The organism is Candidatus Methylomirabilota bacterium, assembly GCA_035260325.1.
In the GTDB taxonomy this organism is placed as follows: domain Bacteria; phylum Methylomirabilota; class Methylomirabilia; order Rokubacteriales; family CSP1-6; genus AR19.
This window is the reverse complement of record DATFVL010000062.1, coordinates 31,335-55,239: the sequence shown is the minus strand read 5'-3', so window position 1 is coordinate 55,239 and position 23,905 is coordinate 31,335. Positions and strand designations below refer to the sequence as shown.

The 23,905-nt window shown below is 72.0% G+C and carries 24 protein-coding genes; 20 read left to right on the top strand and 4 right to left on the bottom strand.

Annotation, left to right across the window (positions count from 1 at the left end; translation table 11 throughout):
* From VKG64_04690 to VKG64_04670, 5 genes are all read left to right on the top strand, one after another.
* On the top strand, nt 1–401 hold a 401-nt coding region (locus VKG64_04690; protein HKB24333.1), incomplete at its 5' end, for a hypothetical protein.
* On the top strand, nt 398–1,165 hold the full coding sequence (locus VKG64_04685; GenBank protein HKB24332.1) for a PKD domain-containing protein: 768 nt from the start codon (nt 398–400) through the stop codon (nt 1,163–1,165). The genes VKG64_04690 and VKG64_04685, both read left to right, overlap by 4 nt.
* 27 nt (nt 1,166–1,192) lie before the next feature.
* Nucleotides 1,193–2,599 (top strand): lysophospholipid acyltransferase family protein, encoded by a 1,407-nt coding sequence (locus tag VKG64_04680; protein ID HKB24331.1) that lies wholly within the window; start codon nt 1,193–1,195, stop codon nt 2,597–2,599.
* Nucleotides 2,596–3,528: a creatininase family protein gene (locus VKG64_04675; protein HKB24330.1), complete on the top strand. Its 933-nt coding sequence runs from the start codon at nt 2,596–2,598 to the stop codon at nt 3,526–3,528. The genes VKG64_04680 and VKG64_04675 overlap by 4 nt, the downstream gene beginning before the upstream one ends.
* Nucleotides 3,525–4,265, top strand: a complete 741-nt coding sequence (locus VKG64_04670) for an enoyl-CoA hydratase/isomerase family protein (GenBank protein ID HKB24329.1) — start codon at nt 3,525–3,527, stop codon at nt 4,263–4,265. The genes VKG64_04675 and VKG64_04670 overlap by 4 nt, the downstream gene beginning before the upstream one ends.
* An 18-nt stretch (nt 4,266–4,283) precedes the next feature.
* Here VKG64_04670 and VKG64_04665 read toward each other — a convergent pair whose 3' ends face one another.
* Complete coding sequence (locus tag VKG64_04665; GenBank protein HKB24328.1) at nt 4,284–6,545, bottom strand: diguanylate cyclase; 2,262 nt, start codon at nt 6,543–6,545, stop codon at nt 4,284–4,286.
* Nucleotides 6,546–6,646: 101 nt separating this feature from the next.
* On the opposite strand from VKG64_04665, the gene VKG64_04660 reads away from it, so the two are divergent.
* From VKG64_04660 to VKG64_04615, 10 genes are all read left to right on the top strand, one after another.
* Nucleotides 6,647–7,912 (top strand): ABC transporter substrate-binding protein, encoded by a 1,266-nt coding sequence (locus tag VKG64_04660; GenBank protein ID HKB24327.1) that lies wholly within the window; start codon nt 6,647–6,649, stop codon nt 7,910–7,912.
* 59 nt (nt 7,913–7,971) lie between these two features.
* Nucleotides 7,972–8,796 carry a branched-chain amino acid ABC transporter permease gene (locus VKG64_04655; GenBank protein HKB24326.1) on the top strand — a complete coding sequence of 275 codons (825 nt, stop codon included), beginning with the start codon at nt 7,972–7,974 and terminating at the stop codon, nt 8,794–8,796.
* The gene (locus tag VKG64_04650) at nt 8,793–9,749 is read left to right on the top strand and encodes a branched-chain amino acid ABC transporter permease (GenBank protein ID HKB24325.1); all 957 of its coding nucleotides are present in this window, start codon (nt 8,793–8,795) and stop codon (nt 9,747–9,749) included. The genes VKG64_04655 and VKG64_04650 overlap by 4 nt, the downstream gene beginning before the upstream one ends.
* Entirely contained in the window at nt 9,746–10,504 is a 759-nt protein-coding gene (locus tag VKG64_04645) for an ABC transporter ATP-binding protein (protein ID HKB24324.1), read from the top strand. The genes VKG64_04650 and VKG64_04645 overlap by 4 nt, the downstream gene beginning before the upstream one ends.
* The gene (locus VKG64_04640) at nt 10,501–11,226 is read left to right on the top strand and encodes an ABC transporter ATP-binding protein (GenBank protein HKB24323.1); all 726 of its coding nucleotides are present in this window, start codon (nt 10,501–10,503) and stop codon (nt 11,224–11,226) included. The genes VKG64_04645 and VKG64_04640 overlap by 4 nt, the downstream gene beginning before the upstream one ends.
* Before the next feature lie 91 nt (nt 11,227–11,317).
* Nucleotides 11,318–12,343 carry a methionine synthase gene (locus VKG64_04635; protein ID HKB24322.1) on the top strand — a complete coding sequence of 342 codons (1,026 nt, stop codon included), beginning with the start codon at nt 11,318–11,320 and terminating at the stop codon, nt 12,341–12,343.
* A gap of 63 nt (nt 12,344–12,406) precedes the next feature.
* The gene (locus VKG64_04630) at nt 12,407–12,958 is read left to right on the top strand and encodes a redoxin domain-containing protein (GenBank protein HKB24321.1); all 552 of its coding nucleotides are present in this window, start codon (nt 12,407–12,409) and stop codon (nt 12,956–12,958) included.
* On the top strand, nt 12,958–13,500 hold the full coding sequence (locus VKG64_04625; GenBank protein HKB24320.1) for a TlpA disulfide reductase family protein: 543 nt from the start codon (nt 12,958–12,960) through the stop codon (nt 13,498–13,500). Before VKG64_04630 ends, VKG64_04625 begins: the two co-directional genes overlap by 1 nt.
* A gap of 2 nt (nt 13,501–13,502) precedes the next feature.
* The gene (locus VKG64_04620) at nt 13,503–13,859 is read left to right on the top strand and encodes a cupin domain-containing protein (protein HKB24319.1); all 357 of its coding nucleotides are present in this window, start codon (nt 13,503–13,505) and stop codon (nt 13,857–13,859) included.
* A 107-nt stretch (nt 13,860–13,966) separates the two neighbouring features.
* Nucleotides 13,967–14,317, top strand: a complete 351-nt coding sequence (locus tag VKG64_04615; GenBank protein ID HKB24318.1) for a hypothetical protein — start codon at nt 13,967–13,969, stop codon at nt 14,315–14,317.
* A gap of 3 nt (nt 14,318–14,320) precedes the next feature.
* On the opposite strand, the gene VKG64_04610 is transcribed toward VKG64_04615, so the two are convergent.
* Nucleotides 14,321–16,018: a hypothetical protein gene (locus tag VKG64_04610; protein ID HKB24317.1), complete on the bottom strand. Its 1,698-nt coding sequence runs from the start codon at nt 16,016–16,018 to the stop codon at nt 14,321–14,323.
* 64 nt (nt 16,019–16,082) lie between these two features.
* Nucleotides 16,083–17,897 carry an ATPase, T2SS/T4P/T4SS family gene (locus VKG64_04605; protein HKB24316.1) on the bottom strand — a complete coding sequence of 605 codons (1,815 nt, stop codon included), beginning with the start codon at nt 17,895–17,897 and terminating at the stop codon, nt 16,083–16,085.
* A gap of 173 nt (nt 17,898–18,070) precedes the next feature.
* Between VKG64_04605 and VKG64_04600 the strand changes: the two genes are divergently transcribed.
* The 5 genes from VKG64_04600 to VKG64_04580 are packed head-to-tail and all read left to right on the top strand — an operon-like array spanning nt 18,071 to nt 22,743.
* Nucleotides 18,071–19,261 (top strand): CoA transferase, encoded by a 1,191-nt coding sequence (locus VKG64_04600; GenBank protein HKB24315.1) that lies wholly within the window; start codon nt 18,071–18,073, stop codon nt 19,259–19,261.
* A complete protein-coding gene (locus VKG64_04595) occupies nt 19,258–20,049 on the top strand; it encodes an enoyl-CoA hydratase-related protein (protein HKB24314.1) in 792 nt (263 codons plus the stop codon). Before VKG64_04600 ends, VKG64_04595 begins: the two co-directional genes overlap by 4 nt.
* Nucleotides 20,046–21,218 (top strand): acyl-CoA dehydrogenase family protein, encoded by a 1,173-nt coding sequence (locus tag VKG64_04590; protein HKB24313.1) that lies wholly within the window; start codon nt 20,046–20,048, stop codon nt 21,216–21,218. Before VKG64_04595 ends, VKG64_04590 begins: the two co-directional genes overlap by 4 nt.
* Nucleotides 21,219–21,241: 23 nt before the next feature.
* A complete protein-coding gene (locus VKG64_04585) occupies nt 21,242–22,186 on the top strand; it encodes a hydroxymethylglutaryl-CoA lyase (GenBank protein HKB24312.1) in 945 nt (314 codons plus the stop codon).
* Entirely contained in the window at nt 22,183–22,743 is a 561-nt protein-coding gene (locus VKG64_04580) for a class I SAM-dependent methyltransferase (protein ID HKB24311.1), read from the top strand. Before VKG64_04585 ends, VKG64_04580 begins: the two co-directional genes overlap by 4 nt.
* Here the strand turns inward: VKG64_04580 and VKG64_04575 are convergent.
* Nucleotides 22,740–23,894, bottom strand: a complete 1,155-nt coding sequence (locus tag VKG64_04575) for a citrate/2-methylcitrate synthase (protein HKB24310.1) — start codon at nt 23,892–23,894, stop codon at nt 22,740–22,742. The two genes, VKG64_04580 and VKG64_04575, sit on opposite strands and share 4 nt — an antisense overlap.
* Between the last annotated feature and the right edge of the window lie 11 nt (nt 23,895–23,905).

The window sequence follows — 23,905 nt, the reverse complement described above, 5'->3', positions numbered from 1 at the left end:
CGGTCGGCGAGCCGCTCAAGACGGAGCTCGTGCTCCCCGCCGAGCGCGTCGCGGTCTACTACGGTCCGCAGCTCTCCGACCTCGAATCGCTCCCGCGCGAGGAGTCGCTCAGGGCGCGGGTGGTGTCGGCGCACGGGATCGCGGTGGCCTGGATCACGCTCGACCGCTTCGGCCAGCGCGCCACGTACGCGCCCTCGTCACCCGCCGATCCCGTCTTTCACCTCCGCCTGGTGGGCGGCGGCGCCGGCCACCTCTGGCGTCTCTTCAGGACGCGCGGCGAGGCGGTCACGTACATGGGCGAGGCGTACGGGCGGGAGTCCGAGGGGATCGAGTGGGCGCGTGGCCTCGCCGTGGCCGACTTCGAGGAGCTGTTGAAGCGCTACGCCCAGAAGGCGCCGTGACGCCGACGCGCCTCGCCGCCCTGTGGGCCGTCGCCGCGCTCGCCCTCACGCTCGCCGGCGCGACGAGCGCCGCGGCGGCCTGCCCGACGTTCAGCGGGCCGGCCTCGTGGCTCGAGCGGCTCGCCGCCGCGCGCCAGAGCGCCAAGGGACCGCCGAGCGACGCCGAGCTCATCGAGTTCTTCAAGCGCGAGAACATCCCGCCGTTCCAGGTCCAGCCGTCCACCGGTCCGGCGCCGCTCCGGGTGCGGCTGAAGTGGCTCTTTTCCCCCGTGGAGAATCCCGTCCGTATCGAGTTCGACGCCGACGGCGACGGCACCGCCGAATGGACGGAGACCACGTACGGCGGCGTACTGAGGGACCACACGTACCCGCAGCCGGGCCGCTACGACTTCACCGTCCGCATCCACGAGTCGGGCGGGCGCGTGACCAGCCTCAGCGCTCGCGTCGAGGTCTTCTCGCGGGCGCAGTTCGAGCGCGACCTCGACACGCGCTGGAACGACCTCAAGGACGCGCTGCGCCGCGGCGACGTCGCCGGCGCCCTCGACTGCGTCCACAGCGGCGCGCGCCGGAAATACGAGGGCGTCTTCCGCACCCTCGCCGGGGCGCTCGACGTGGACACGACGCTGACCTCGATCCGCTTCGTCGAGCAGTACTCCGGGATCGCGATCTACGAAATGCTGCGGAGCCAGGAGGGCCGCACCATGTCCTACGAGGTCCGCTTCGTCATCGACGACGACGGCGTCTGGCGCCTCTACAGCATGTGACGGGATGCTAGAGTAGCGCCCGGCTCCATGACCATCGCGCTCGACACCGCCCCCGCCCGGGACCACACCGACCGGTTCTACCGGACCGTGCGCGCCGTCGCCCGCTTCTGGCTCTGGTTCTTCTTCAAGTCGGTGGACGTGCGCCGGCCGGAGCGCGTGCCGGAGGGTGGCCCCGTGCTCCTCTGCATCAACCACCCGAACAACTTCATCGACTCGCTGCTCGTCGGCGCCGCGCTCGGGCGCAAGGTCCACTACCTCGCGACGGCGGCGCTCTTCCGGAACGCGCTCCTCGCGCGCTTCCTGGGCGCGTGCGGCGCGATCCCGGTCTATCGGAAGCAGGACGACCCGGACAAGATGGAGAAGAACGCGGGGACGTTCGAGGCGTGCCACGCGGCCTTCGAGCGCGGCCGCCTCGTCGCCATCTACCCGGAGGGCACGACCCACGCCGAGGCGCGCGTCGTGCGCATCAAGACCGGCGCCGCGCGCCTGGCGCTCGGGTTCGAGGCCGCGCACCCCGGCGCGCTCCGCGTCGTGCCGGTGGGGTTGAGCTTCGAGGCGCGCAAGTCGTTCCGCGGGCGCGTGCTCGTGTCGTTCGGCCCGCCCATGCCCGTCACGCCCTATCTCGACGCGTACCGCGCGGACCCCGTGAAGGCCGTCGAAGCGCTGACGACCGCGATCCAGTGGGCGATGGAGGCCGAGGTCGTCCACGTCGAGCGCATCGAGGCGGCCGACCTCGTCCGCGCCGTCGAGGATCTCTACCGCACCGATCTCGCGCGCGAGCTCATGCAGGAGCGCGGGCTCGCGCCGGGGCAGATCGACCTCGTCCGCCTCTCGCGAGCAATCGTGGACGCGGTGAACCACTTCAAGGCGCGGGACCCGGAGCGCGTCGAGCGCCTCTGGCAGCGGATCCAGAGCTACCGCGCGCTCCTCGCCGTCTACCGGGTGAAGGACGAGGCGGTGCGGGCGCGCCTCGAGCCGCGCGCGCCGCGCCAGCGGATCCGCCGGGGCTGGGAGGCGGTCGCCGGCCTCCCGTTCTTCGTGTACGGCGCCGGTGTGAACTTCCTCGTCTACTGGGTGCCGCGCTGGGTGGCGCGCCGCATGGCGCGCAAGGAGACGGACTACGCGACGTGGCGCTTCCTCGCCTCGATCGTCGCGTACCCCCTCTTCTGGGGCCTCGAGATCTGGCTCGTCTGGGCCCTCGCGGGGGCGCGCTGGGCGGCGGCGTTCGCCGCCTCGCTCCCGGTCTCGGGCGTCCTCGCGTATCGCTACTGGGTGGGGGCGGGGCGCCTGCGGAGCCGGCTCCGCTTCGCGGCGCTCGCGCTCACCCGCGAGCACGCGGCGCGGCGGCTCGTCGCCGAGCGGCAGGCGCTCGTCGCCGAGCTCGAACGCGCCAAGACCGACTACCTCACGGCCACGAAGGGGAGCTCCTTTTGAGCCTCTACCTGCTCGACGAGATGTCCACGCCGGCGCTCGACGCGCTCGACCGCGCGCGCACGGTCGTCATCCTGCCGGTGAGCCCGCTCGAGACGCACGGCCCGCACCTGCCGGTCGGCGTGGACGCGATCGCCGCGCGGCACATCGCCCAGCGCGTCGGCGAGCGGCTCGTGGCCGCGCGCCCGGGCTGGAGCGTCGTGCTCGCGCCCACCCTCCACCTCGGCTCGTTCACCTTCGACTCGGTCGGCACCGTCGGGGTGCGCCAGCGCGTCGTGCGTGACGTGGTGCTCGACTACGGCGACGCGCTCGCGCGCTCCGGCTTCCGCTACGTCCTGGTCGCAAACGGCCACGGGGGCCCCGGTCACCTGACCGCGCTCGAGGAGGCCGCCGGCGCGGTCTCGCGGCGCCACGGGATCGTCATGGCGTCGTTCACGGGGCGGCTCGCGTGGGAGTTCCTGCGCGGCCGGTACCTCGACCGGATCGAGGCCGAGCTCGGCCGGACGCTCTCCGCCGAGGAGCGGCGCGCGTTCGCCGAGGACGCGCACGGCGGCTGGTGGGAGACGTCGCTGATGCTGATGCTCCGGCCCGACCTGGTGGACGACGGCTATCGCACGCTCCCGCCCGCGCGCTACTCGTGGCCCGAGCGCCTCGTGCCGAACTATCCGCTGCGGGGCGGCGGCCGGGGCTACGTCGGCCATCCCGCGCTCGCCGACCCCGCGTTCGCCAAGGCGGCGTCCGAGGTCCTCCTCGCCGAGACGATGGAGCTCGTGGACGGCCTGCTCGACGGGCGCGTCGCGCCGGCCGCGCCGCGCTCGCCCTTCTTCGCGATCCCGTTCTTCCGCACCGGCTTCTGGCCGGCGGCGGCCGCGGCGATGGCGCTGGTCGCGGTCGGCGCGCTCGCGTTGCTCGCGCGACGGTCGGACAGGTGATCGCGCTCGAGGCCGCGGACGGCGTCGCCCGGCTCACGCTCGACCGGCCGGAGGCACTCAACGCGCTCAATCGGGCGCTCACCGCGGCGCTCGAGGAGGCGCTCGAGCGCGTCGCCGCGATGGACGAGGCGCGCGTCCTCGTCGTCGCCGCGCGCGGCCGCGCCTTCTGCGCCGGCAACGACATCGCCGAGATGGCCGGGCTCTCGGGCGACGACGCCGAGGCGCTGGCGACCCGCCAGGCGCGCCTCATGGCGCGCTTCGGCCGGCTCCCCCAGGTGACGATCGCGGCGATCGACGGCCACGCCCTCGGCGGCGGCCTCATGCTGGCCGTGGCCCAGGATCTCCGCATCGCCTCCGACCGCGCGCGCTTCGGCCTCCCCGAGGTCACGCTCGGCTTCAACCCCGGCTACGGCATCGAGCGGCTGCTCGACGTCGTGCCCGGCGGCTGGGCGCGCGAGCTCCTGCTGACGGGCCGCACCGTCCACGCGAGCGAGGCGCTCCGGATGGGGCTCGTCAACCGCGTCGTCGCCCCGGCGACGCTCGACGCGAGCGTCGCCGCGCTCGCGGCCGACGTCGCGCGAGCCCCGCGCGCGGGGCTCGCGGCGACCAAGGAGATCGTCGCGGCGATCCGCAAGGGCGAGCGGGGACGGGAGCCGGAGGCCTACGGCGCGGCCCTCCGGACGAGCCCCGAGGCGCGCGCGCGGATCCGGGCCTTCGTCGAGCGGAAGCGGAAGTAGCGGCGAGCGGCGCGCCGGCTAGGCCCGCCGGCGGTGCATGTCCTGGTCGGCCTCGCGCAGCATCTCGTCCGCCGACTCGGGGGGCGACTGGCGGTACGCGACGCCGACGCTCACCTGGATGGGGGTCGGGATCCCGCGCTTGGCGACGAGCGCGGCGATCTTCTCGCGAACGCGGCCCACCACGTTGGCCTCGTCGTTCGGCCCGGCGTCGGGGAAGAACACCACGAACTCATCGCCGCCGTGCCGCGTCACGAGGTCCGTCGTGCGCGTCGCCTCGATGAGCGCGTCGGCGACGCAGCGGAGCACGTCGTCGCCCACGCCGTACCCGTGACGGTCGTTGATCGTCTTGAGCCGCGTCACGTCCATCACGAGCAGCAGCGCGCCGGTGCCGCGCCGCCGCGCGACGGCCGCCAGCCGCCGGTACTGGTCGTGGAACGCGCGACGGCCCGCGAGGCCGGTGACGCCGTCCGGCGCGTAGCGCGAGAGCCGGCGGTCGGTCTCGTAGAGGCGCCCCGCCAGCAGCCGGAGCAGCGAGACCGCGAGCTCCGTCGAGCCCTGGAGCGCGCGCAGGAAGTCGGCCTGCTGGAGCACGAGACAGTGCGTCCGCTCGATCGCGACGACCGACGCCGAGCGCGCCTGGTTCCGCAGGACGCCGAGCTCCCCGAAGAGCTCGCCCTCCCCGAGCTCGCCGAGGATGACGTCGAGGGGATTGTCGGGTGCGGTCTCGAGGATCCGCACGCGCCCCTCGAGGACGACGAAGAGGCGGTCGGGCGGCGCGTTCTCCTGGATGATCACGTGCCCCGCGGGGAAGACCTGCTCCGACGCCTGGGCGGCCAGCAGCTCGCGCTGCTCCGCCGGGAGCGGACGGAAGAGCGGCACCGCGGCGAGCAGGCTCGCGTAGCGCGCGCGCGCGTCGCCGCGGCCGCCCGGCGCGCCCGCCGCCTCCGTGGTCCGGCGCGCGGCGTCCGCGACGTCGAAGGCCATGAGCGTCCGGGCGAGCCACGCGCGGACGCGGGCGCGCAGCATCGGCGGGCTGAAGGGCTTCGCGAGGTAGTCGGCGGACGCGGCCTCCCCGCGATAGATCGCGTCCGACGCGAACGAGCCGTCGGCGAGCACGACCACGGGGAAGTTCCGCCGTCCGAGGCGCTCGCGCAGCGTCTCGACCGCCGCGTCGCCGTCCTCACCCATGAGCTCACGGTCCACGATCGCGAGGTCCGGCATGAGCTCACGACCGCGCTGGAGGGCGCCGCGCATGTCGGGCAGACGCAGGAGCACGAGCCCGTCCTCGGTCAGGACCTCCTCGATCGCTGCGACCTCGTTCTCGTTCGCGCTCACGACGAGGACGCGGCCGCCCGTGATCTGCCGGTGCTGGAGCGCCGAGGCCTCCGCCACGGAGGGCGCGGCGGCGCCGCCCCGCACCTCGAGCTCGAGCCCCTCGCGCGCCGCGAGCACCTCGAGCCGGCCGCCGCCCACCGCGGCCCGGGCGCGGGCCGCCGTCTCCATGCGCTCGAGCATCGCGTCGTCGTGCGTCGGGTCGTGATGGAAGAGCACGAGGCGCCCCACGTCGGCCGCGAGCGCGACGTCCACGGCGTAATCGATGGACGCGTGCCCCCAGCCGACCTTGCCGCGGTACTCCTCCTCCGTGTACTGGGCGTCATGGATGACGAGGTCGGCGCCGCGCATGAACGCGACGTGACGCTCGTCCCCGGGGTGCTGCGCGACGGAGCCCGACGCGCTCCAGAAGGGCTCGTGGTCGGTCACGTACGCCAGCGTGGCGCCGCCGCACGACATGCGGTAGCCGATCGTCGGCGCGGTGTGGTTCAGGTACTGCGTCTCGACCAGCACGTCGCCCACGCGGAAGAACCCCTCGTCGAGCTCCGTGAAGTGGATGCGGCTCCGCAGCTCGCGGAGCTTCACCGGGAAGTACGAGTACTCCATCTGCCCGGCCATCGCCTCCTCGAGGCTCCGCTGGAAGCCGAGCGGCGCGTAGATGTTCAGCTCGGCGCCCGGGAGGAACGCGGGCACGAAGAAGGGGAAGCCCTGGATGTGGTCCCAGTGCGTGTGGCCGATGAAGAGGTGGAGCCGGATGGGATGGGGCAGCGTCCGGGCGAGGTGCAGGCCGAGCTCACGCGCGCCCGTGCCGCAGTCGAGGACGATCACGGTGCCGTCGGAGGCCCGGACCTCGACGCAGGACGTGTTGCCGCCGTACACGGCCGTCTTCGGACCGGGCGCGGCGATGGACCCACGTGTTCCCCAGAAGCGTACATGCATGGAGGACATTTCTATCATATACGGAAGGGGCCGCGAACTCCTGCCCCTAGCGGCCGCCGGCCCGAACGCATTAGAATGCGCGCGTCGCTCAGCCCAACGGGAGGCCAACGATGATCACCACACGGCGGAACTTCGTGAAGCTCGTGGGCGGCGCCGCGGTCGCGGCCGGCGCCGGTCTCGACCCGGGCCGCGCGCGCGCCCAAGGCGCGCCCGTGAAGCTCGGCGTCCTCGCCATCCGCGCGGGCATCGCCGCGCCCGTGGGCGCCGCGGGGCTCCGGGCGACCGAGTGGTGGGCCGCGCGCGTCAACGCGGCCGGCGGGATCCTGGGGCGGCCCGTGCAGCTCGTGGTCGAGGAGGAGTCGAACCCCAAGGACACCGTGGAGCGCTACCGGAAGCTCGTCCTCCAGGACAAGGTCGAGGTCGTGCTGGGCGGCATCTCCACCGGCGTCACGCTGGCGGTCGGCCCGGTGGCCGAGGACCTCGCGACCCCGTGGCTCTCGTGGGACGGCACGACGCAGAAGGGCGTGGACGAGACCATGCCCAGCCCGAAGTGGGCGTTCAAGAGCGTGGACAACGAGGTCGAGGCGATCGTCGCCGGGCTCCTGACGCCGAAGTACTTCAAGGGGATCAAGACCGTGGCGGGGATCGGCAACGACTACTCGTACGGCCACGACTGCTGGGAGTCCTACCAGGCCGTTCTGCGGCGCTACATCCCCGACGTGAAGTTCGTCCTGGAGCTCTTCCCCAAGCTCGGGGTGACCGACTTCACCTCGCACATCGCCGCGATCCAGCAGGCCAAGCCCGACCTCCTGATGTGCTCGTTCTGGTCGGGCGACGCCACGATCATCATGAAGCAGGCGACCGCGGTCGGCCTGTTCAGGACCATGAAGGGTGTCTTCACCACGGCCGGCGGCGTGCACGACTCGCTCAAGAAGGAGTTCACCCCCGAGGGGCTGCTCCTCGGCTACAACACGATGTACTTCGACGACCCGAAGGGCTCCGCGCTCCTCAAGCAGTTCGTGCGCGAGTACAAGGCGAAGTACAACGAGTACCCACCCTACGAGTGCGACCACGCCTACTTTTGCGCCGAGTCGTACAAGGCGGCCGTCGAGAAGGCCGCGGGCCAGGCCAGGCAGTGGCCTGCGAGCGCGCAGGTCGTCAAGGCGCTCGAGGGCATCGAGATCGAGTCGCTCTCGGGCCGCCGGAGCTGGCGCGAGGACCACGTCCAGATGTGCAACTTCTACCAGGGGATCACGACGCACAAGAACGCCTACGACTTCGTGACGATCAGCCCGGTCGAGGTCGTGTCCACGAAGCGGGCCATGAAGCCCGCCGGGGCCAAGCTGTTCGACTGGATCAACTCCTGGAAGCTCTGACCGCGCACGTCGTCAGCGTTCTGCTCGGCGGGGTCTTCCACGCGAGCATCCTCTTCCTCGTGGCGGCGGGGCTGCAGGTCGTCTTCGGCGTCCAGAAGATCTTCAACCTCGCCTGCGGCTCCTTCTACGCGCTCGGCGCCTACGTCGGCGTCTCCGCGGTGGGCTGGTACGCGGACGCGGGCGGGCCCCCCGGACTCTTCATCGTGCCGCTCACGCTCGCGGGCGCCGCGGTGGGCGCCGTCGGGCTGGTGGTGGAGCGCGGGCTCCTGAGCTTCGTGTACGACCGCGACGAGACCTTCCAGCTCCTGCTCACGTTCGCCGTCGTCCTCATGATGGAGGACGCGATCCGCATGACGTGGGGTCCCTCACCGCGCTCGACGTCCGGGCTCTACCTCGCCTACGGGCGCGTGAGCGTCCTGGGCGCGACCGTGCCCGTCTACAATCTCGTCGTCATCGCGGCGAGCCTCGCGATCGCGCTGGGCATCGGCTGGCTCCTCACGCGGACGGCGTTCGGCCGCATCATCCGCGCGGCCGCCGACAACCGCGAGATGGCCGCGGCGCTCGGCGTGGACATGCGTCGGCTCTACGCCACGGTGTTCACGCTCGGCACGGCGCTCGGCACGCTCGGCGGGGCCCTCGTCATCCCCGCCACGGCCGCGATGAGCGAGATGGGCGTCGAGCTGATCGTCGAGGCGTTCGCCGTCGTCGTCATCGGGGGCCTCGGCTCCATGCGGGGCGCGTTCGTCGGCGCGCTGGTCGTCGGCGTCCTGCGCGCGATCGCGATCTCCGTCTACCCGGAGCTCGAGATGCTGCTGATCTACCTGATCGTGATCGGCGTCCTCGTCCTCCGGCCGCGCGGGCTCTTCGGGCGGGCCGAGGCGTGAGGCGCCCGCTGGCCGTCGCGCTGGCGCTCGCGGGCGTGGCGGCGGCGCCGCTCCTGGTCCCGACCTACTACGCGCTGCTGATGCTGCCGTTCATGGCCTACGCCGTCATCCTGCTCGGCCTGAACCTCCTCTTCGGCTACACGGGTCTCGTCTCGTTCGGCCACGCCCTGTTCGTCGGGATCGGCGCGTACGTGGGCGCGTTCCTCACGAGCGTCGTCAAGATCCGCTCGATGGAGGCGATCCTCCTGGCCGCCGCGGTGCTCGGCGCCGCGGTCGCCGCCCCCGTCGGGGCCCTCTGCGTCCGCTACGTGAAGATCTACTTCGGCATGCTCACGCTCGCCTTCGGCATGGTCTTCTACACCTTCGTGCTCAAGTTCTACCGGCTGACCGGCGGCGACGAGGGGATGCCGTTCCTCCGACCCGCCCTCCTCGGCCAGCGGCTCGACGCGATCTCGAAGACCGACTACCTCGTGGGCCCGTACTACTACTACGCGCTCGCGGTGCTCGTGCTGGCGGCCCTCGCGATGTGGCGCGTCGTCCACTCGCCGTTCGGCCTCGCGCTCCGGGCCATCCGCGACAACCCGGCGAAGGCCGAGACCCTCGGCCTCGGCGTCACGCGCTACCGCTGGCTCGCCTTCATGATCTCGGCGGTGTACGGGGCCGTCGGCGGCGCACTCCTCGGCCCGCCGACGGGGAACGTGGACCCGACGCTCGCCTACTGGACGCACTCGGGTAACCTCGTGTTCATGACGCTGCTGGGCGGCTTCTCGAGCTTCTTCGGGCCGGTGCTGGGCGCGTTCGTCTTCATCTACCTCCAGGACTTCGTCATGTCGGTCGTCCCGTACTGGCGGCTGATCTTCGGCGCGTTGCTCGCGGTCATCGTGATCCGGGCGCCGGGCGGCCTCATGGGGCTCTTCGCCCGGCGCCGGCCGATCGAGGCGGCGCGCGCATGATCCTCCGCGCCGAGGGGATCCGGAAGCTCTACGGCGGGTTCTGCGCGCTCGACGGCGTGAGCCTCGCGATCGACGCGGGCGAGTTCGTCTCGGTCATCGGGCCGAACGGCGCCGGCAAGTCCACGCTCCTCAACGTGCTGACGGGCGTCGTCGCGCCGACCGCGGGCACGGTCACCTTCAAGGGCCGCGACGTGACCGGCCTCGGCCCCGTGCGACTCGCGCGCCTCGGCATGGCCCGCAGCTTCCAGCTCGTCCACGTCTTCCCCGAGCTCACCGTGCTCGAGACGCTCCAGGCCGCCGTCGTCGCGCGGCTCCGCCGCGGCGGCCGCTTCTGGGCCTCCCTCGCGGACGACCGCGAAGTGCAGGAGGGCGCGCTCGAAGTGGCCGAGCTGTTCGGCCTGGCGGCAAGCCGCCACACGCCGGCGCGGCAGCTCCCGCAGGGGGACAAGAAGCTCCTCGACGTGGCGTCGGCGTTCGCGCTGCGGCCCGAGATGATCCTGCTCGACGAGCCGACCTCCGGCGTCAGCACCGCGGACAAGACGGCGATCATGGAGATCCTGGTCTCGGCCTCGCAGCGCGTCGGGCTCTCGGCGATCCTCCAGGTCGAGCACGACATGGACATCGTGTTCGGCTACTCCGACCGCATCATCGCGCTCCACGAGGGCCGCGTGCTGGCCGAGGGCACGCCCGCGGCGATCCAGGCCGACCGGCGCGTCGTGGACACGGTGATCGGACGCCGCACGGGCGCCCGGTGAGCGCCGCCGCGATGCTGGCCGTCGAGGGGATCGACGTCTTCATCCAGACGAGCCACATCCTCCGGCGCGTCTCGCTCGAGGTGGGCCCGCGCGAGGTCGTCTGCCTCGTCGGCCGGAACGGTGCGGGCAAGACCACGACGCTCCGCACCATCATGGGCTTCCTGGCCCCGCGCGGCGGCCGCATCACGTTCCGGGGCGAGCCGATCCACGGCCGGCCGCCGCACGAGATCGCGCGGCGCGGCCTCGGCTGGGCGCCCGAGGACTCCGCCATCTTCCCCGCCCTCACGGTCGCGGAGAACGTCGAGATCTCGACGTGGACGCGGCCGGCCGGGCGGCCCGCCGCGGAGCGCATCGAGCTCGCGTACCGCGTCTTCCCCGGGCTCCGGCGCTACGCCGCCCGCCGGGGCCCCGAGATGAGCGGCGGCGAGCGCAAGATGCTCTCGATCGCGCGGGCGCTCGCGCTCGACCCGGAGATGCTCGTGCTCGACGAGCCGTTCGAGGGGCTCTCCCCGGCGATCATTCCCGCCGTCGCCGAGGGCATCGCCGAGATCACGCGCCTCGGCCGCTCGATCCTGATCGCCGAGTCGAACATCCACCACGTGCCGGAGTACGGCAGCCGCCTCTACGTCATCGAGCGCGGCGAGATCGTCTTCGCGGGCTCGCGCGACGACGCCTGGCGCGACCCGACCGTTTTGCGGATAATCGGGGGCGCGCCACGATGAATGGAATGAGACGCGCCATGCTGAACGGAGCCGCCACGCGTCTGGAACAGGGCACGCCCCGAGTGCCACCGGCCTCGCGGGCCCCGCTCCAATGACGCTGCCGCTGATCCCGACCGCCGTCGTGGGCTCCCACGGCAGGCCGGGCTGGTGGTTCGCCGCCGTCAAGGCCTGGGAACAGGGGGAGCTCGGGCCCGGCGACCTCGACGAGATGCTCGACGACGCCGTGCACACGGCGGTCCGCGACATGGAGACCGCCGGCATCGACATCCTCACCGACGGCGAGGTCCGCCGGCTCGACGGCTACGTTGACTCGTACTACGCGATCATCAAGGGCATCGAGCCGCTCCCCGTGCGGCGCAAGGCGGGTCCCTGGGGGTACGACCAGCAGACGCGCTACGAGGCGGTCGGGCGCATCGAGACGCCCCCCGCCGGGCTCGGCATCGTGCGCGAGTTCGAGTACCTCAAGAAGCACACGACGCGGCACACCAAGGCGACGTGCGCGGGCCCGTTGACGTTCGGCTCGCGGATCCATCCGGGCAAGGTCTACACGGGTGTCGTGGACGTGGCCGAGCGCTTCGCCGAGGTCATCAATCAGGAGCTCCACGGTCTCGTGGCCGCGGGCGCCGACCTCATCCAGATCGATGAGCCGGCGCGCGGCAACGTCTCCGGGGAGGAGATGGCGCGCCTGTTCAACCTCGCCACGGCGGGGATCGACGTGAAGCTCGCCTTCCACGTTTGCTTCGGCAACCGGTTCGGTCGCTCGCGCTTCCAGCGGACCTACGAGCCCTACTTCCCGGGGATCCTGAAATCGCGCGCCCACCAGTTCGTGCTGGAGTTCGCGAGCCGCGAGCTGGCCGAGCTCGATCTCTGGAAGCGGTACGGCGAGGGGCGCGAGCTCGGCGCCGGCGTCGTGGACGTCAAGGGCTTCGCGCAGGACACGGCCGAGGACGTGGCGCGCCGCGTCCGCAGGGTGCTCCAGGTCTGCCCGCCGGAGAAGCTCACGGTCAACCCCGACTGCGGCTTCGGCTGGTCGCCGCGGTACATGTGCAACCAGAAGCTCGCGGGGCTGGCCGCGGGCGCCGCGCTCGTGCGGCGCGAATTGACCGGCAAGCGATGATGTGAGGGGAACCCGGCGACGGCGCCGGCCGTTCATCCCGTAGTCAGCCCAAGGAGGCCTCCCATGCGATCCAAGCGTTCAGTCGTGCACGCCCTGCTCTGGGGCCTGCTCGTCGTCCTGGTCTCCGCCGGCGCCGCGAGCGCGCTCGAGGTGGGCCAGAAGGCGCCCGACTTCGCGCTGCTCGGCGTGGACGGCAAGCCCGTCAAGCTCTCCGAGCTCACGGCCAAGGGCCCGGTCGTCCTGTACACCGTGATCCAGGCCTTCACCCCCACCTGAACGAAGGAGATCCTCGGCTTCGACGCGCTCCACGCGCAGTTCGAGGCCGCGGGCGCCCAGGTCGTGGGCGTGAGCGCTGACCACCAGGCGACGCTCGCCGGGTGGGCCAAGCAGAACCCGATCAAGCACCTCCTCCTGTCCGACTTCCGCCGCCAGATGCTGCCGGTGTGGGGCGCGATGGTCACGGACGAGAAGAGCCCGATCTTCCGGTACGCGAAGCGCACCTATTTCATCATCGATCGGAACGGCATCGTCAAGTACATCAAGATCCAGGACAACGCGCTCGATCTCCTGAACCCTGAGGAGGTCCTGGCGGCCTTCAAGGCATCGGGCGCCTGATGGCGCGGCGCCTCGGCGCGGGCGCACTCGTCCTGGCGCTCCTGGCGTTCGCCGCCGGCGCCGCGGCGGCGGACTTTGCGAGCCTCGGCATCCAGCGCTACGACCCGCCGAAGCCCGCGCCGGACTTCGCCCTGCCGGACCTCCAAGGGAAAACCGTCACCCTCGCCGACCTGCGCGGCAAGGTGGTGCTCCTCGTCTTCTGGACCACGTGGTGACCGGACTGCCGGGAGGAGTTACCTTCCGTCAACCGGCTATACGGGGAGCTCAGGAAGCAGGGGCTCGAGGTGCGGCTGATCAGCTTCCGTGAGGATCCGGCGCTCGTCAGGCGCACGGTCGCCGAGCGCGGCTACGTCGCGCCCGTGCTGCTGGACGAGAGGGGTGACGTGACCGGCAAGGCCTATGGCGTCTTCGGCCCGCCGACCGCGTACCTCGTCGACCGCCAGGGGCGTCTGATCGCCCGCATGGTGGGCCCGCGGGACTGGGACAAGCCGGCGGCCCGCAAGCTCGTCCAGGACCTGCTGGCGCTCCCCAAGAAGCCCTGAGGGTGCCGAAGCCCGAGCTCGAGTTCTTCCGCCCCGACGACCTGCCGTGGCGGCCCGTCGCGGGCTCGCCCGACACGGGCGCCGGGGGCCCGGGGATCGAGGAGAAAATCCTGAGCCGTGACCCACTGTCCGGCGACGTCACACGCCTCCTCCGCATGGCGCCAGGCACGGAAACCCCGGACACGATCGCCCACGACTTCTGGGAGGAGGTCTGGATCCTCGAGGGCTCCGTGATCGATCTCGGCAAGGGCCGGACGTTCAGCGCGGGGATGTACGCCTGCCGGCCGCCCGGCATGCGCCACGGCCCGTACCGCTCGCCGCACGGGGTGCTGCTCTTCGAGACGCGCTATCGGCGGTGACCCAAAGGTTGCCAAGAGCGGAACCTCGGTGCTAGTCTCCTTGCACGAGCCCCGAGGGGCAAGCGAGGAGCCTGGACGCGACAATGGCTGCCGAAGCCCGTGAGCGAGTGACCAAGTGGATCGAGGAGACCAGGCAGCTCTTTACCCTCCTGCCCGAGCTCTTCGCCAGCGAGACGCACGTCAACGAGCGGGCGGCCGCGGCCGAGAGGGAAGTCGAGAAGCTGAAGAAAGAGGTCGAGGAGCTCAGGCGGGAGAACCACCAGCTTCGCGTCGAAAAGGACGACATCACCCAGGCGATGGGCCAGGTCGCCGCGAAGCTCGGCATCGCGCCGCGCAAGAGCCCCTTCGAGCGCACCCCCGGCGGCGATCACCCGGCGAGGCCCGGCGAGCCCCCGAAGGCCGCCGAGCCGGCGAAGGCGGGGGAGCCGCCGAAGGCCGCCGAGCGCCCGAAGGCCTGAGGGTTACGCCCGAGCGGACCTGAACGTCGCGGCGGGCTTCGCCGCCCCTTCCTTCCGCAGCCCGAGCGCCAGCTCGTACTTCTTCTCGGCGGCGGTCTCCGTGTTGAACACGGCGACCCAGAGCGTCGCGTAGTCCCTCCCGAGACCGGGGACCGAGGTGCCCTCCGGCGCCAGCCGGAGGAGCTCCGACTTGAGGTCGGCGCGTCCGGCGGGCGGCATGGTGAGGAGCCATGCCTGGTCGGAGTCGCTGCGTCCGTCCACGAGCTTCACGTCGATCGAGCGCGGCTCGCGCAGGTCGCCGGCGATCGCGAAGAAGCGCGCGGTCAGCGGCGCCATCGCGACCTGGAACCGGTGGTCGGTGAAGCGCTGCCGGTCCTGCGTCAGGCGCTGTGAGTTGTGCTCGGTGTCGCCGATCCGCGGGGTCGGATGCGTGAACACGCGGGTCTCGACGGTGGACTCGAGGATGCGGGCCTGCGTCCACAGCCCGGGCTCCGGCACCGCGGCGACCAGCACGTTCTTCACGAACTCCGGGTAGAGCTCGACGAGCCTTCCCTCGGTGACGAGGAAGTCGTAGAGGTGCGTGCCGACGGACTTCCCCGGGCCGGGCGCGAACGTCTTCAGGCTGTTGAGCGCCTTGTTAACGAGCCCCGGGTTCTGCTTCTCGGCGAACTCGAGCAGGATCGAGTAGCCGTACGCGAGAAGCCCCTCCTCGTAGTCGGTGCTCTTCTGGATCGGCACGCTCAGGATGTAGGAGTACTTCTGCAGCTCCTGCTTCACCGCGTCGTTGAACGAGATCGAGCTCTTCCAGCTCGTCCAGCGGGCCCACGCGGAGACCCACCACTGCGCCGCTTCGTCCTGGGCGGCCTGCTCCACCGCCCGCGCGGCGCCCGCGTCCTCCTTGACAGGCCGCGGCGTGACCGCGACCTCCTGGACGACGAGCGGGGGCGGCGGCGGAGCCGGAGCGGCGGGCGACGCCGCCGGGCGCGGGGCCTCCGCGACCGCCCTGGGCGGCGGCGCGGGTCGCCCGGCGGGGGGCGGCGCGGGCGCGGCCGTGGCGGCGCCCGCGACCACGAGCTTGCCGCGCGTGGCGACGACGGCGATCTGGCGCCCGAACGCGTGACTGACGCTGTCCTCGAGCGCGGCGAAGCGCTCGTCATCGAGCTGCTCGCGGCCCTCGATCAGCGTGAGCAGGTTCGCGAAGGGCGCGGCGCCTTCGGCGATGGCCGCGGGGTTGGCCGTCTCGAGCGTCTTCGGGTCGTTCACGATCTGCCGGAGCTCTTTCGCCTTCGCCTGACACTGCACCAGGGGAGCGAAGCCGGGATCGTCGGTGTGGGTGACCGCGAGGACACGGTCGAGCACGGCCAGGGCGCGCTTCCTGGCCTCCCCGGCCGCTTGCCGCGTCTCCTCCACGGCGATGGCGCCGATGACCGCCCGGATCAGGGGCTCGAGCTTCTTGATGCTGTCGAGCTCGGCCGCGCTCGGCGCGTTGATCGAGAGCGCGCGCGCGGCCTCGAGGATGCCCGCGCGCATTTCGAGGAACTCGCGGCGCGCGGCGCCGAGCGCCTCGGCCAGCGCCTCGGGCGGCAGCGTCCCCGAGACTTGCAGCTCGCGCGCCGCCTGGCCGAGCACGGCCGCCAGCGTCCCGAATCGCTCCGTGATTTCGGCGAGATGCCGGGCGAGGTCGTCCGCGTTCGACGTCATGAGGTGCTTGCGATTCTAGGCGTGCCGCCGGGATGTGTCAAACACGCGCTGGCGCGGTCCCCCGCTACTCGCTCGTGACGCGCAGGACCTCCTCGACCGTCGTGACGCCCTGGAGCACCTTGAGCAGGCCGGCCTCGCGCAGCGTCTTCATGCCCTGCTTGGCCGCCACGTCCTGGATCTCACCCGCGAACGTGCTGTTGAGGACGAGGCCGCGGATCTCCGGCGTGACCGGAAGCACCTCGTAGAGGGCGACCCGCCCCTTCATCCCGGTCTCGTGGCAGGTCGCGCAGCCCTTCCCCTTGTAGACGGTGCGCCGACCCAGGCCCAGGGGCGTGTGGCCGTACTGGATGAGGCTCTCCTCGTCCAGCTCGTAGGGCTCCCGGCACTCGTAGCACACCTTGCGCGCGAGCCGCTGCGCCACGACGAGGCGGAGCGAGGAGGAGAGGAGGAAGGGCGGGACGCCCATGTCCGTCAGCCGCGAGATGCTCTCGCCGGCGCTGTTCGTGTGGAGCGTGCTCAGCACGAGATGGCCCGTCAGCGCCGCCCGCACCGCGATCTGCGCCGTCTCCTGGTCGCGCATCTCGCCGACGAGGATGACGTCGGGGTCGTGACGGAGGAACGAGCGGAGCGCGGCGCCGAAGGTGCGGCCGATCTCGTCGCAGACCTGGACCTGCGTCGCGCCCGCCAGCTCGTACTCCACGGGGTCCTCGACGGTCACGATGTTCCGTTCCTTCGCGTTGATCGTGTTGAGCGCCGAGTAGAGCGTGGTGGTCTTGCCCGAGCCGGTCGGTCCGGTGATGACGATCAGGCCGTGCGGGGCGTTGACCGCCTTCTGGAACTCGCCCAGCGCGGCGGGCTCGAATCCGAGCTGGCTCAGATCGGCCTTCAGCGCCTGCTTGTCGAGGATCCGGAGCACGACGCTCTCACCGAAGATCGACGGCACCATCGAGACGCGGAAGTCGATCTCGCGGCCATGCTGGCGGAGCTTGATGCGCCCGTCCTGCGGGAGCCGCCGTTCGGCGATGTCGAGGTTCGCCATGATCTTGAGCCGCGACACGAGCGCCGCCTCCACGCGCTTGGGCGGCGCCATCACCTCGTGCAGGATGCCGTCGATCCGGTACCTGATCGTCAGGGTCCCGTCGCCCGGATCGATGTGGACGTCGGAGGCGTCCCGCCTCATCGCATCGAGGAGGATCGAGTTCACCAGCCGGACGACGGGCACCTCGTCGGCCGACGACCGCAGCGCGTTGAGGTCGACGCTCGCGTTGGTCTGCTGACCCTCGATGAGCTCGATCTCGGCCGCCTCCGCCTCGACGTCCGAGAGCGCGTCGGCGATCGTCGACGGCGCCTTCTCGTAGTAGTGCTCGATCGCCTGGCGGATGATGGACGGCAACGCGATCGCCGGCACGACCTTGAGGCCCGTCATGAACGCGACGTCGTCGAGCGCCGAGAGGTTCGTCGGGTCGGCGACGGCGAGGGTGACGGAGCCGAGCGTCCGCCCGATGGGCGCGACGCCGTACTTCCGCGCGATGCGCGCCGGGATCAGCTTGATGATCTCGGGCGCGATCTTCTCCGGGAACGCGACCTCGGGGACGCCGTACTGGCGCGACAGGAAGTGGACGAGCTGCTCCTCGGTGATGAGCCCCAGGCGCACGAGGATCTCGCCCAGCTTCTCGTTGGTCTTCTTCTGCTCGGCGAGCGCCTGCTCGAACTGTTCCTGCGTGACGAGGCCATCCGCCAGGATCAGGTCGCCGAAGCGGCGGCCCACCGCGCTCTGGCTCCCGTTGCGGCCCTGGGGAGCGGCGGAGGCCTTCCCGTCCCCCTCGGAGCGCCCGAGCTCGAACAGCTGCGTGATGTCGCCCTTCCGCGCCGTCTTCATGGTCGCGAATCCCATGATAGGCAAGCTCGATGCCAGTGGTAAGTTTCGGCCGCCCGATCCGTAACTCTCGGGAAAATCGGGTCGGGTCGTGGCTGAGCCGCGGTTGGTCTCGCGCTCCGGGCGACCAGTTTCGCTACAGGGTGGCCAGTTTCGTTCTGGTAGACTCCTACCCCGTGGCGCTACCCCTGGACGGCGTTCTCGTCGCTGACCTCACCCAGAACGTCGCGGGTCCGTTCTGCACCCAGATCCTCGGCGACATGGGCGCCGAGGTCGTCAAGGTCGAGCGCCCGGGCCGCGGCGACGACGCGCGCGCCTGGGCCCCGCCCTGGTGGGGCGGGGAGAGCGCGGCCTTCATGGCGATGAATCGCAACAAGAAGAGCCTCGCGCTCGACCTGAAGAAGGACGGCGGGCTCGAGGTGCTCCGGCGCCTGGTCGCGCGCGCCGACGTCTTCGTGCAGAGCCTCCGCGCCGGCGCGGTCGCCGAGCTCGGGGTCGACTTCGCCGGCGCGACCCGGCTCAACCCGCGCCTCGTGTATTGCTCGATCACCGCCTACGGCGCGCGCGGCCCGCTCGCCGACCTGCCCGGCTACGACCCGCTGATGCAGGCCTACGGCGGCCTCATGTCGGTCAACGGCCACCCGGGCCAGGAGCCGGCGCGGGTCGGCACCTCGATCGTCGACATGGGCACCGGGATGTGGGCCGCGCTCGGCGTCGTCGCGGCGCTCCGCCGGCGCGACGCGACGGGGCGCGCCGTCGAGGTGACGACCGCGCTCTTCGAGACCGCGCTCATGTGGGTCTCGTATCACGCGATGGGCTACCTCGGCGACGGCGAGGTTCCGCGGCCGCACGGCTCGGGGACGGCGATGATCGCGCCCTACCAGGCGTTCCCGACGGCCGACGGCTACGCGATGGTCGGGGCGGGCTCCGACGTGCTGTTCCAGCGCCTGTGCGAGGGGCTGGCGGCGCCGGCCCTCGCGCACGACGCGCGCTTCGCCGACAACCCCGCGCGCGTGCGGAACCGCGCGGCGCTCGGCGAGGCCCTCGCCGCGCTGACGCGCGGCCTCAAGACGGCCGAGCTCCTCGAGCGGCTGCGCGCCGCCGGCGTGCCGGCGGCACCGATCCTGACGATCGACGCGGTCGTGGAGGAGCCGCAGACGCGCGCGAGCGGCATGCTCGTGCAGGCACCCCACCCGCGGATCCCCGGGTACCGGTCCGTGGGGCTGCCCCTCCTCTGGGACGGCGTCAGGCCCGAGGTGCGGCGCGTCCCGCCGCTGCTCGGCGAGCACAGCGCGGACGTGCTCACGACGCTCGGGTACACGCTCGACGACGTGCGCGGCCTCCGGGCCCAGGGCGTCGTCCAGTGAGCGGGTACCGGCACCTCCTCGTCACGCGCGCCGACGAGGGCCACGTCGTGACCGTCACGCTGAACCGCCCCGAGCAGATGAACGCGATGAACACGGCGATGGGCGAGGACCTGCTCGCCTGCTTCGAGGGCCTCGCGCGCGACCCGGGCGCGCGCGCGGTCGTGCTCACCGGCGCCGGCGACCGCGCGTTCTGCGCGGGCGGCGACCTGAAGGAACGCAACGAGATGACGGACGAGGCGTGGCGCGCCCAGCATGTCATCTTCGAGCGCGGCGCGTTTGCCCTCCTCCGCTGCCCGGTGCCGGTGCTCGCCGCCGTCGAGGGCTTCGCGCTGGCCGGCGGCTGTGAGCTCGCCGTGCTGTCGGACTTCATCGTCGCGAGCGAGACCGCGGTCTTCGGCGTGCCGGAGACGACCCTCGGGATCTTCCCCGGGATCGGCGGCACCCAGCTCCTGCCGCGCATCCTCGGGGCGCCGCTCGCGAAGGAGCTGATCTTCACGGGCCGGCGCATGAAGGCCGACGAGGCGAAGGCCGCCGGGCTCGTCAACCACCTCGTCCCCGCGGGCCAGGCGCGCGCGAAGGCGCAGGAGCTCGCGCAGACGATCGCCCGCAACGCGCCGGTCGCCGTCCGCCAGGCGAAGAAGGCGATCGCGTACGGCCTCGAGACCGACCTCGACACGGCGATGGTCCTCGCGATCGAGGCGTACAATGCCACCGTGGTCACGGAGGACCGTCTCGAGGGCGTCCGGGCCTTCAACGAGAAGCGGACGCCGCGGTTCAGAGGGAAATGACGGTGGCCAGCATCGACCTCGCGCTCAGCGACGAGCAGCGCGCGCTCCGGGCGGGCGTCCTCGAGATCTGCAAGCGGTACCCCGGCGAGTACTGGCGCGAGCTCGACGCCAAGCGCGAGTACCCGGAGAAGTTCGTCGCCGAGCTGACACAGGCGGGCTATCTCGCGGCGCTGATCCCCCAGGAATACGGTGGCGCGGGGCTCGGCATCCGCGAGGGCGGCCTGATCCTCGAGACGATCAACTACTCGGGCGGGAACGCGGCGGCGTGCCACGCCCAGATGTACATCATGGGCACGGTGCTCCGTCACGGCAGCGAGGCGCAGAAGCGGCAATACCTGCCGAAGATCGCGACGGGCGAGCTCAGGCTCCAGGCCTTCGGCGTGACGGAGCCGAACTCGGGCTCGGACACGACGAAGCTGCAGACCACCGCGGTCCGCGGCGGCGATCGTTACGTCGTCAACGGCCAGAAGATGTTCATCTCCCGCGTCCTCCAGTCCGACCTCATGCTTCTGCTCGCGCGGACGACGCCCGTGGACCGGGTGAAGCGGAAGACGGACGGCCTATCCGTCTTCCTCATCGACATCCGCGGCCTGAAAGGGCTCGAGGTGCGGCCACTCCGGATGATGATGAACCACTCGACGAACGCGCTCTTCTTCGACAACATGGAGATCCCCGCCGACAGCCTCATCGGCGAGGAGGGCAAGGGCTTCGCGTACATCCTCGACGGCATGAACGCCGAGCGGATCCTCGTGGCCTCCGACTCGCTCGGCGACTCGCGCTGGTTCATCGAGAAGGCCGTGGCGTACTCGAACCAGCGGGTCATCTTCGGCAGGCCCATCGGCGCGAACCAGGGCGTGCAGTTCGCGATCGCCAAGGCCCACGTCGCCATCGAGGCGGCGCAGCTCATGCGCGACAAGGCCGCGGCGCTCTTCGACGCCGGCGAGCCCTGCGGCGGCGAGGCCAACATGGCGAAGTACCTCGGGGCCGAGGCGGCGTGGGACGCCGGGAACGCCTGCATCGATTGCCACGGCGGGTACGGCTACGCCGAGGAATACGACGTGGAGCGCAAGTTCCGCGAGTGCCGCCTCTACAAGACGGCGCCGATCAACAACAACCTCGTGCTCGCCTACGTCGGCGAGCACGTGCTCGGGATGCCCCGCTCCTACTAGCGAGAGCCGCCGAGGAGGAGGCCATGACGCTGCCGGCGCGCGCGACGATCTGCGAGGTGGGAACCCGGGACGGGTTCCAGATCGAGCCCGACTTCATCCCGACCGAGCTGAAGGTCGAGGTGGTGAACCGCCTCTCCGACGCCGGCCTGTCGCGCATCGAGGTGACCTCGTTCGTCCACCCCAAGGCGGTCCCGCAGCTCCGCGACGCCGAGGCCGTCATGGCGACGATCCGCCGGCGGCCCGGCACGCGCTACGCGGCGCTGGTGCCGAACGAGAAGGGCGCCGTCCGCGCCGTGGACGCGGGCGTGGACGCGATCCACACGGTCCTGTCCGCGAGCGAGAGCCACAACCTGGCGAACGTCAACATGACGATCGCCGAGTCCCTCGAGAAGCTCGCCGTCGTCCTGCGCGTCGCCGAGCGCGCGCGGGTCCCCGTCGCCTGCGGCATCTCGACCTCCTTCGGCTGCCCGTTCGAGGGCGACGTGCCGCTCGACCGGCTCGAGCGCGTCGTCCGCGGGCTCGTGGACGCGGGCGCGCGCGCGATCGGCCTCGCCGACACGACCGGCGTGGCGAACCCCCGCCAGGTCGGCCGGGTGCTCGAGCACCTGACGGCGCGCTTCCCGGGCATCGAGTGGACCCTGCACACGCACGACACGCGCGCGATGGCGATCCCGAACATCCTGGCCGCGCTGGAGCGCGGCGTCACGAACTTCGACAGCTCGATCGGTGGCCTCGGCGGCTGCCCCTTCGCACCGGGCGCCTCCGGCAACGTCTGCAGCGAGGACCTGGTCCACTGCTTCCACGCGATGGGCGTCGAGACCGGGATCGATCTCGAACGGCTCATCGCGGTCTCGAAGCGCGTGCAGGAGATCGTCGGGCGCGCGCTGCCCGGCCAGATCGTCAAGGCGGGCCCGTTCACGCGCCGGTACCCCGTCCCCGACGGCGTCGCCGCGCGCCTGCCGAAGTGAACGCGCGCGCGCGCCGCATGCTGGCGGTCATGGACCGCGCCACGGCCGTCTGGCACATCCCGAACATCGGGCGCGCCAAGGGCCGCGTCATCCGCCGCCTGCTCGACCGCTACCGCCCCACGCGCGGCATCGAGATCGGCTCGCTCCTCGGCTACTCGGCCATCCTCGTCGCGGCCTCGTTGCCGCCGCGCGGCCGGCTCATGTGCGTCGAGGCGAACCCGTACCTGGCGAAGTTCGTGAAGAGCAACGCCGCGCGCGCGGGCCTCGGCCGCCGCGTGAAGGTGGTCGTCGGCGACGCGCTCCGCGTGGTGCCGCTCCTCCCCGGCCGGTTCGACTTCGTCCTGCTCGACGCCGCCAAGGAGGACTACCTCGACTACCTCCGGCAGCTCGAGCCGAAGCTGCTGGTGGGCGCGGTCGTCGTCGCGGACAACACGGGCGTCTACCGGCGCGACGTCGGCCCGTACCTCGAGTACGTGCGCGATGCCAACGGCCGGTACGACTCGCGCGAGTACGCGTTCGACGACGACGCGATGGAGGTCTCGGTCCTCCGCCGCTAGCGCGCCGGCACCGGGCGCGGCGCCGGGCCCGTGTACTCGGCGCGCGGTCGGATGAGCCGGTTGTCGGCGTACTGCTCGAGGACGTGGGCGCACCAGCCCGCGATCCGTCCGACGGCGAAGATCGAGGTGCAGAAATCGGGCGGGATCCCGAGCGCGTCGTAGACCACCGCGGAGAAGAAGTCCACGTTCACCGGGAGCGCCGTCCGCGCCCGCATGGCGTCGTCGACGCGCTCCGCGACCTCGAAGAGCCGCCGCTTGCCCGTCGCCTCCGCCATCGTCTTCGCCATCGCCCGCAGCACGCGCGCCCGCGCGTCGTCCACCTTGTAGACGCGGTGCCCGAAGCCGGGCACGCGCGCCTTCGGGTCGCCGCGCTCCCGCTTCGAGAGCGCCGCGCGCGCGCCGAGCCGCCGCTCGACGTACGCCTCGGCCCGCGCGGGGTCGCCGATCTCCAGCAGCATCGCGAGCACGTCCTCGTTGGCGCCGCCGTGCCGGGGCCCCTTGAGCGTCGCCACGGCCGCCGTCACGGCCGCGTGGATGTCGGCGAGCGTCGCCACCGCGACGCGCGCGGCGAACGTCGAGGCGTTGAACTCGTGGTCCGCATGGAGGGTCAGCACCACGTCGAGGACGCGCGCGACCTCGGGCGACGGCGCCCCGCCCGCCAGCAGCTCGAGGAAGTACGCGGCGTGCGAGGGCGCCCGCGGCGCCGCGGCCGGTGCCTCGCCGGTCCGGATCCGCTGCCACGCCGCGACGACCTCCGGCACGAGGGTCATGAGCCGGACCGCCTTGCGCACGTTCGCGTCCGGGTCACCGCGCCGGCCGTCGGGATCGTGCGTGGCGGCGAGCGACACCGCCGTCCGCAGCGCGTCGAGCGGATGCGCGTCGCGCGGCAGCCGCTCGAGGAGCGCCAGGACGGGCCCGGGCAGGCCCCGCGCCGCCGCGAGCCGGGCCCCGAACGCCGCGGCCTCCGCCGGCGCCGGCAGCTCGCCGGACCAGAGCAGCGCCGTCACCTCCTCGAACGGCACCACGCCGGCCAGCTCGCCGATCTCGTAGCCGCGATAGAAGAGGCGCCCCGCCGCGCCGTCCACCCGACAGATCGCGGAGCGCGCCGCGATCACGTCCTCGAGCCCCGCCTTCCACGCCGTGTCGTCCATGGAGCCCTCCT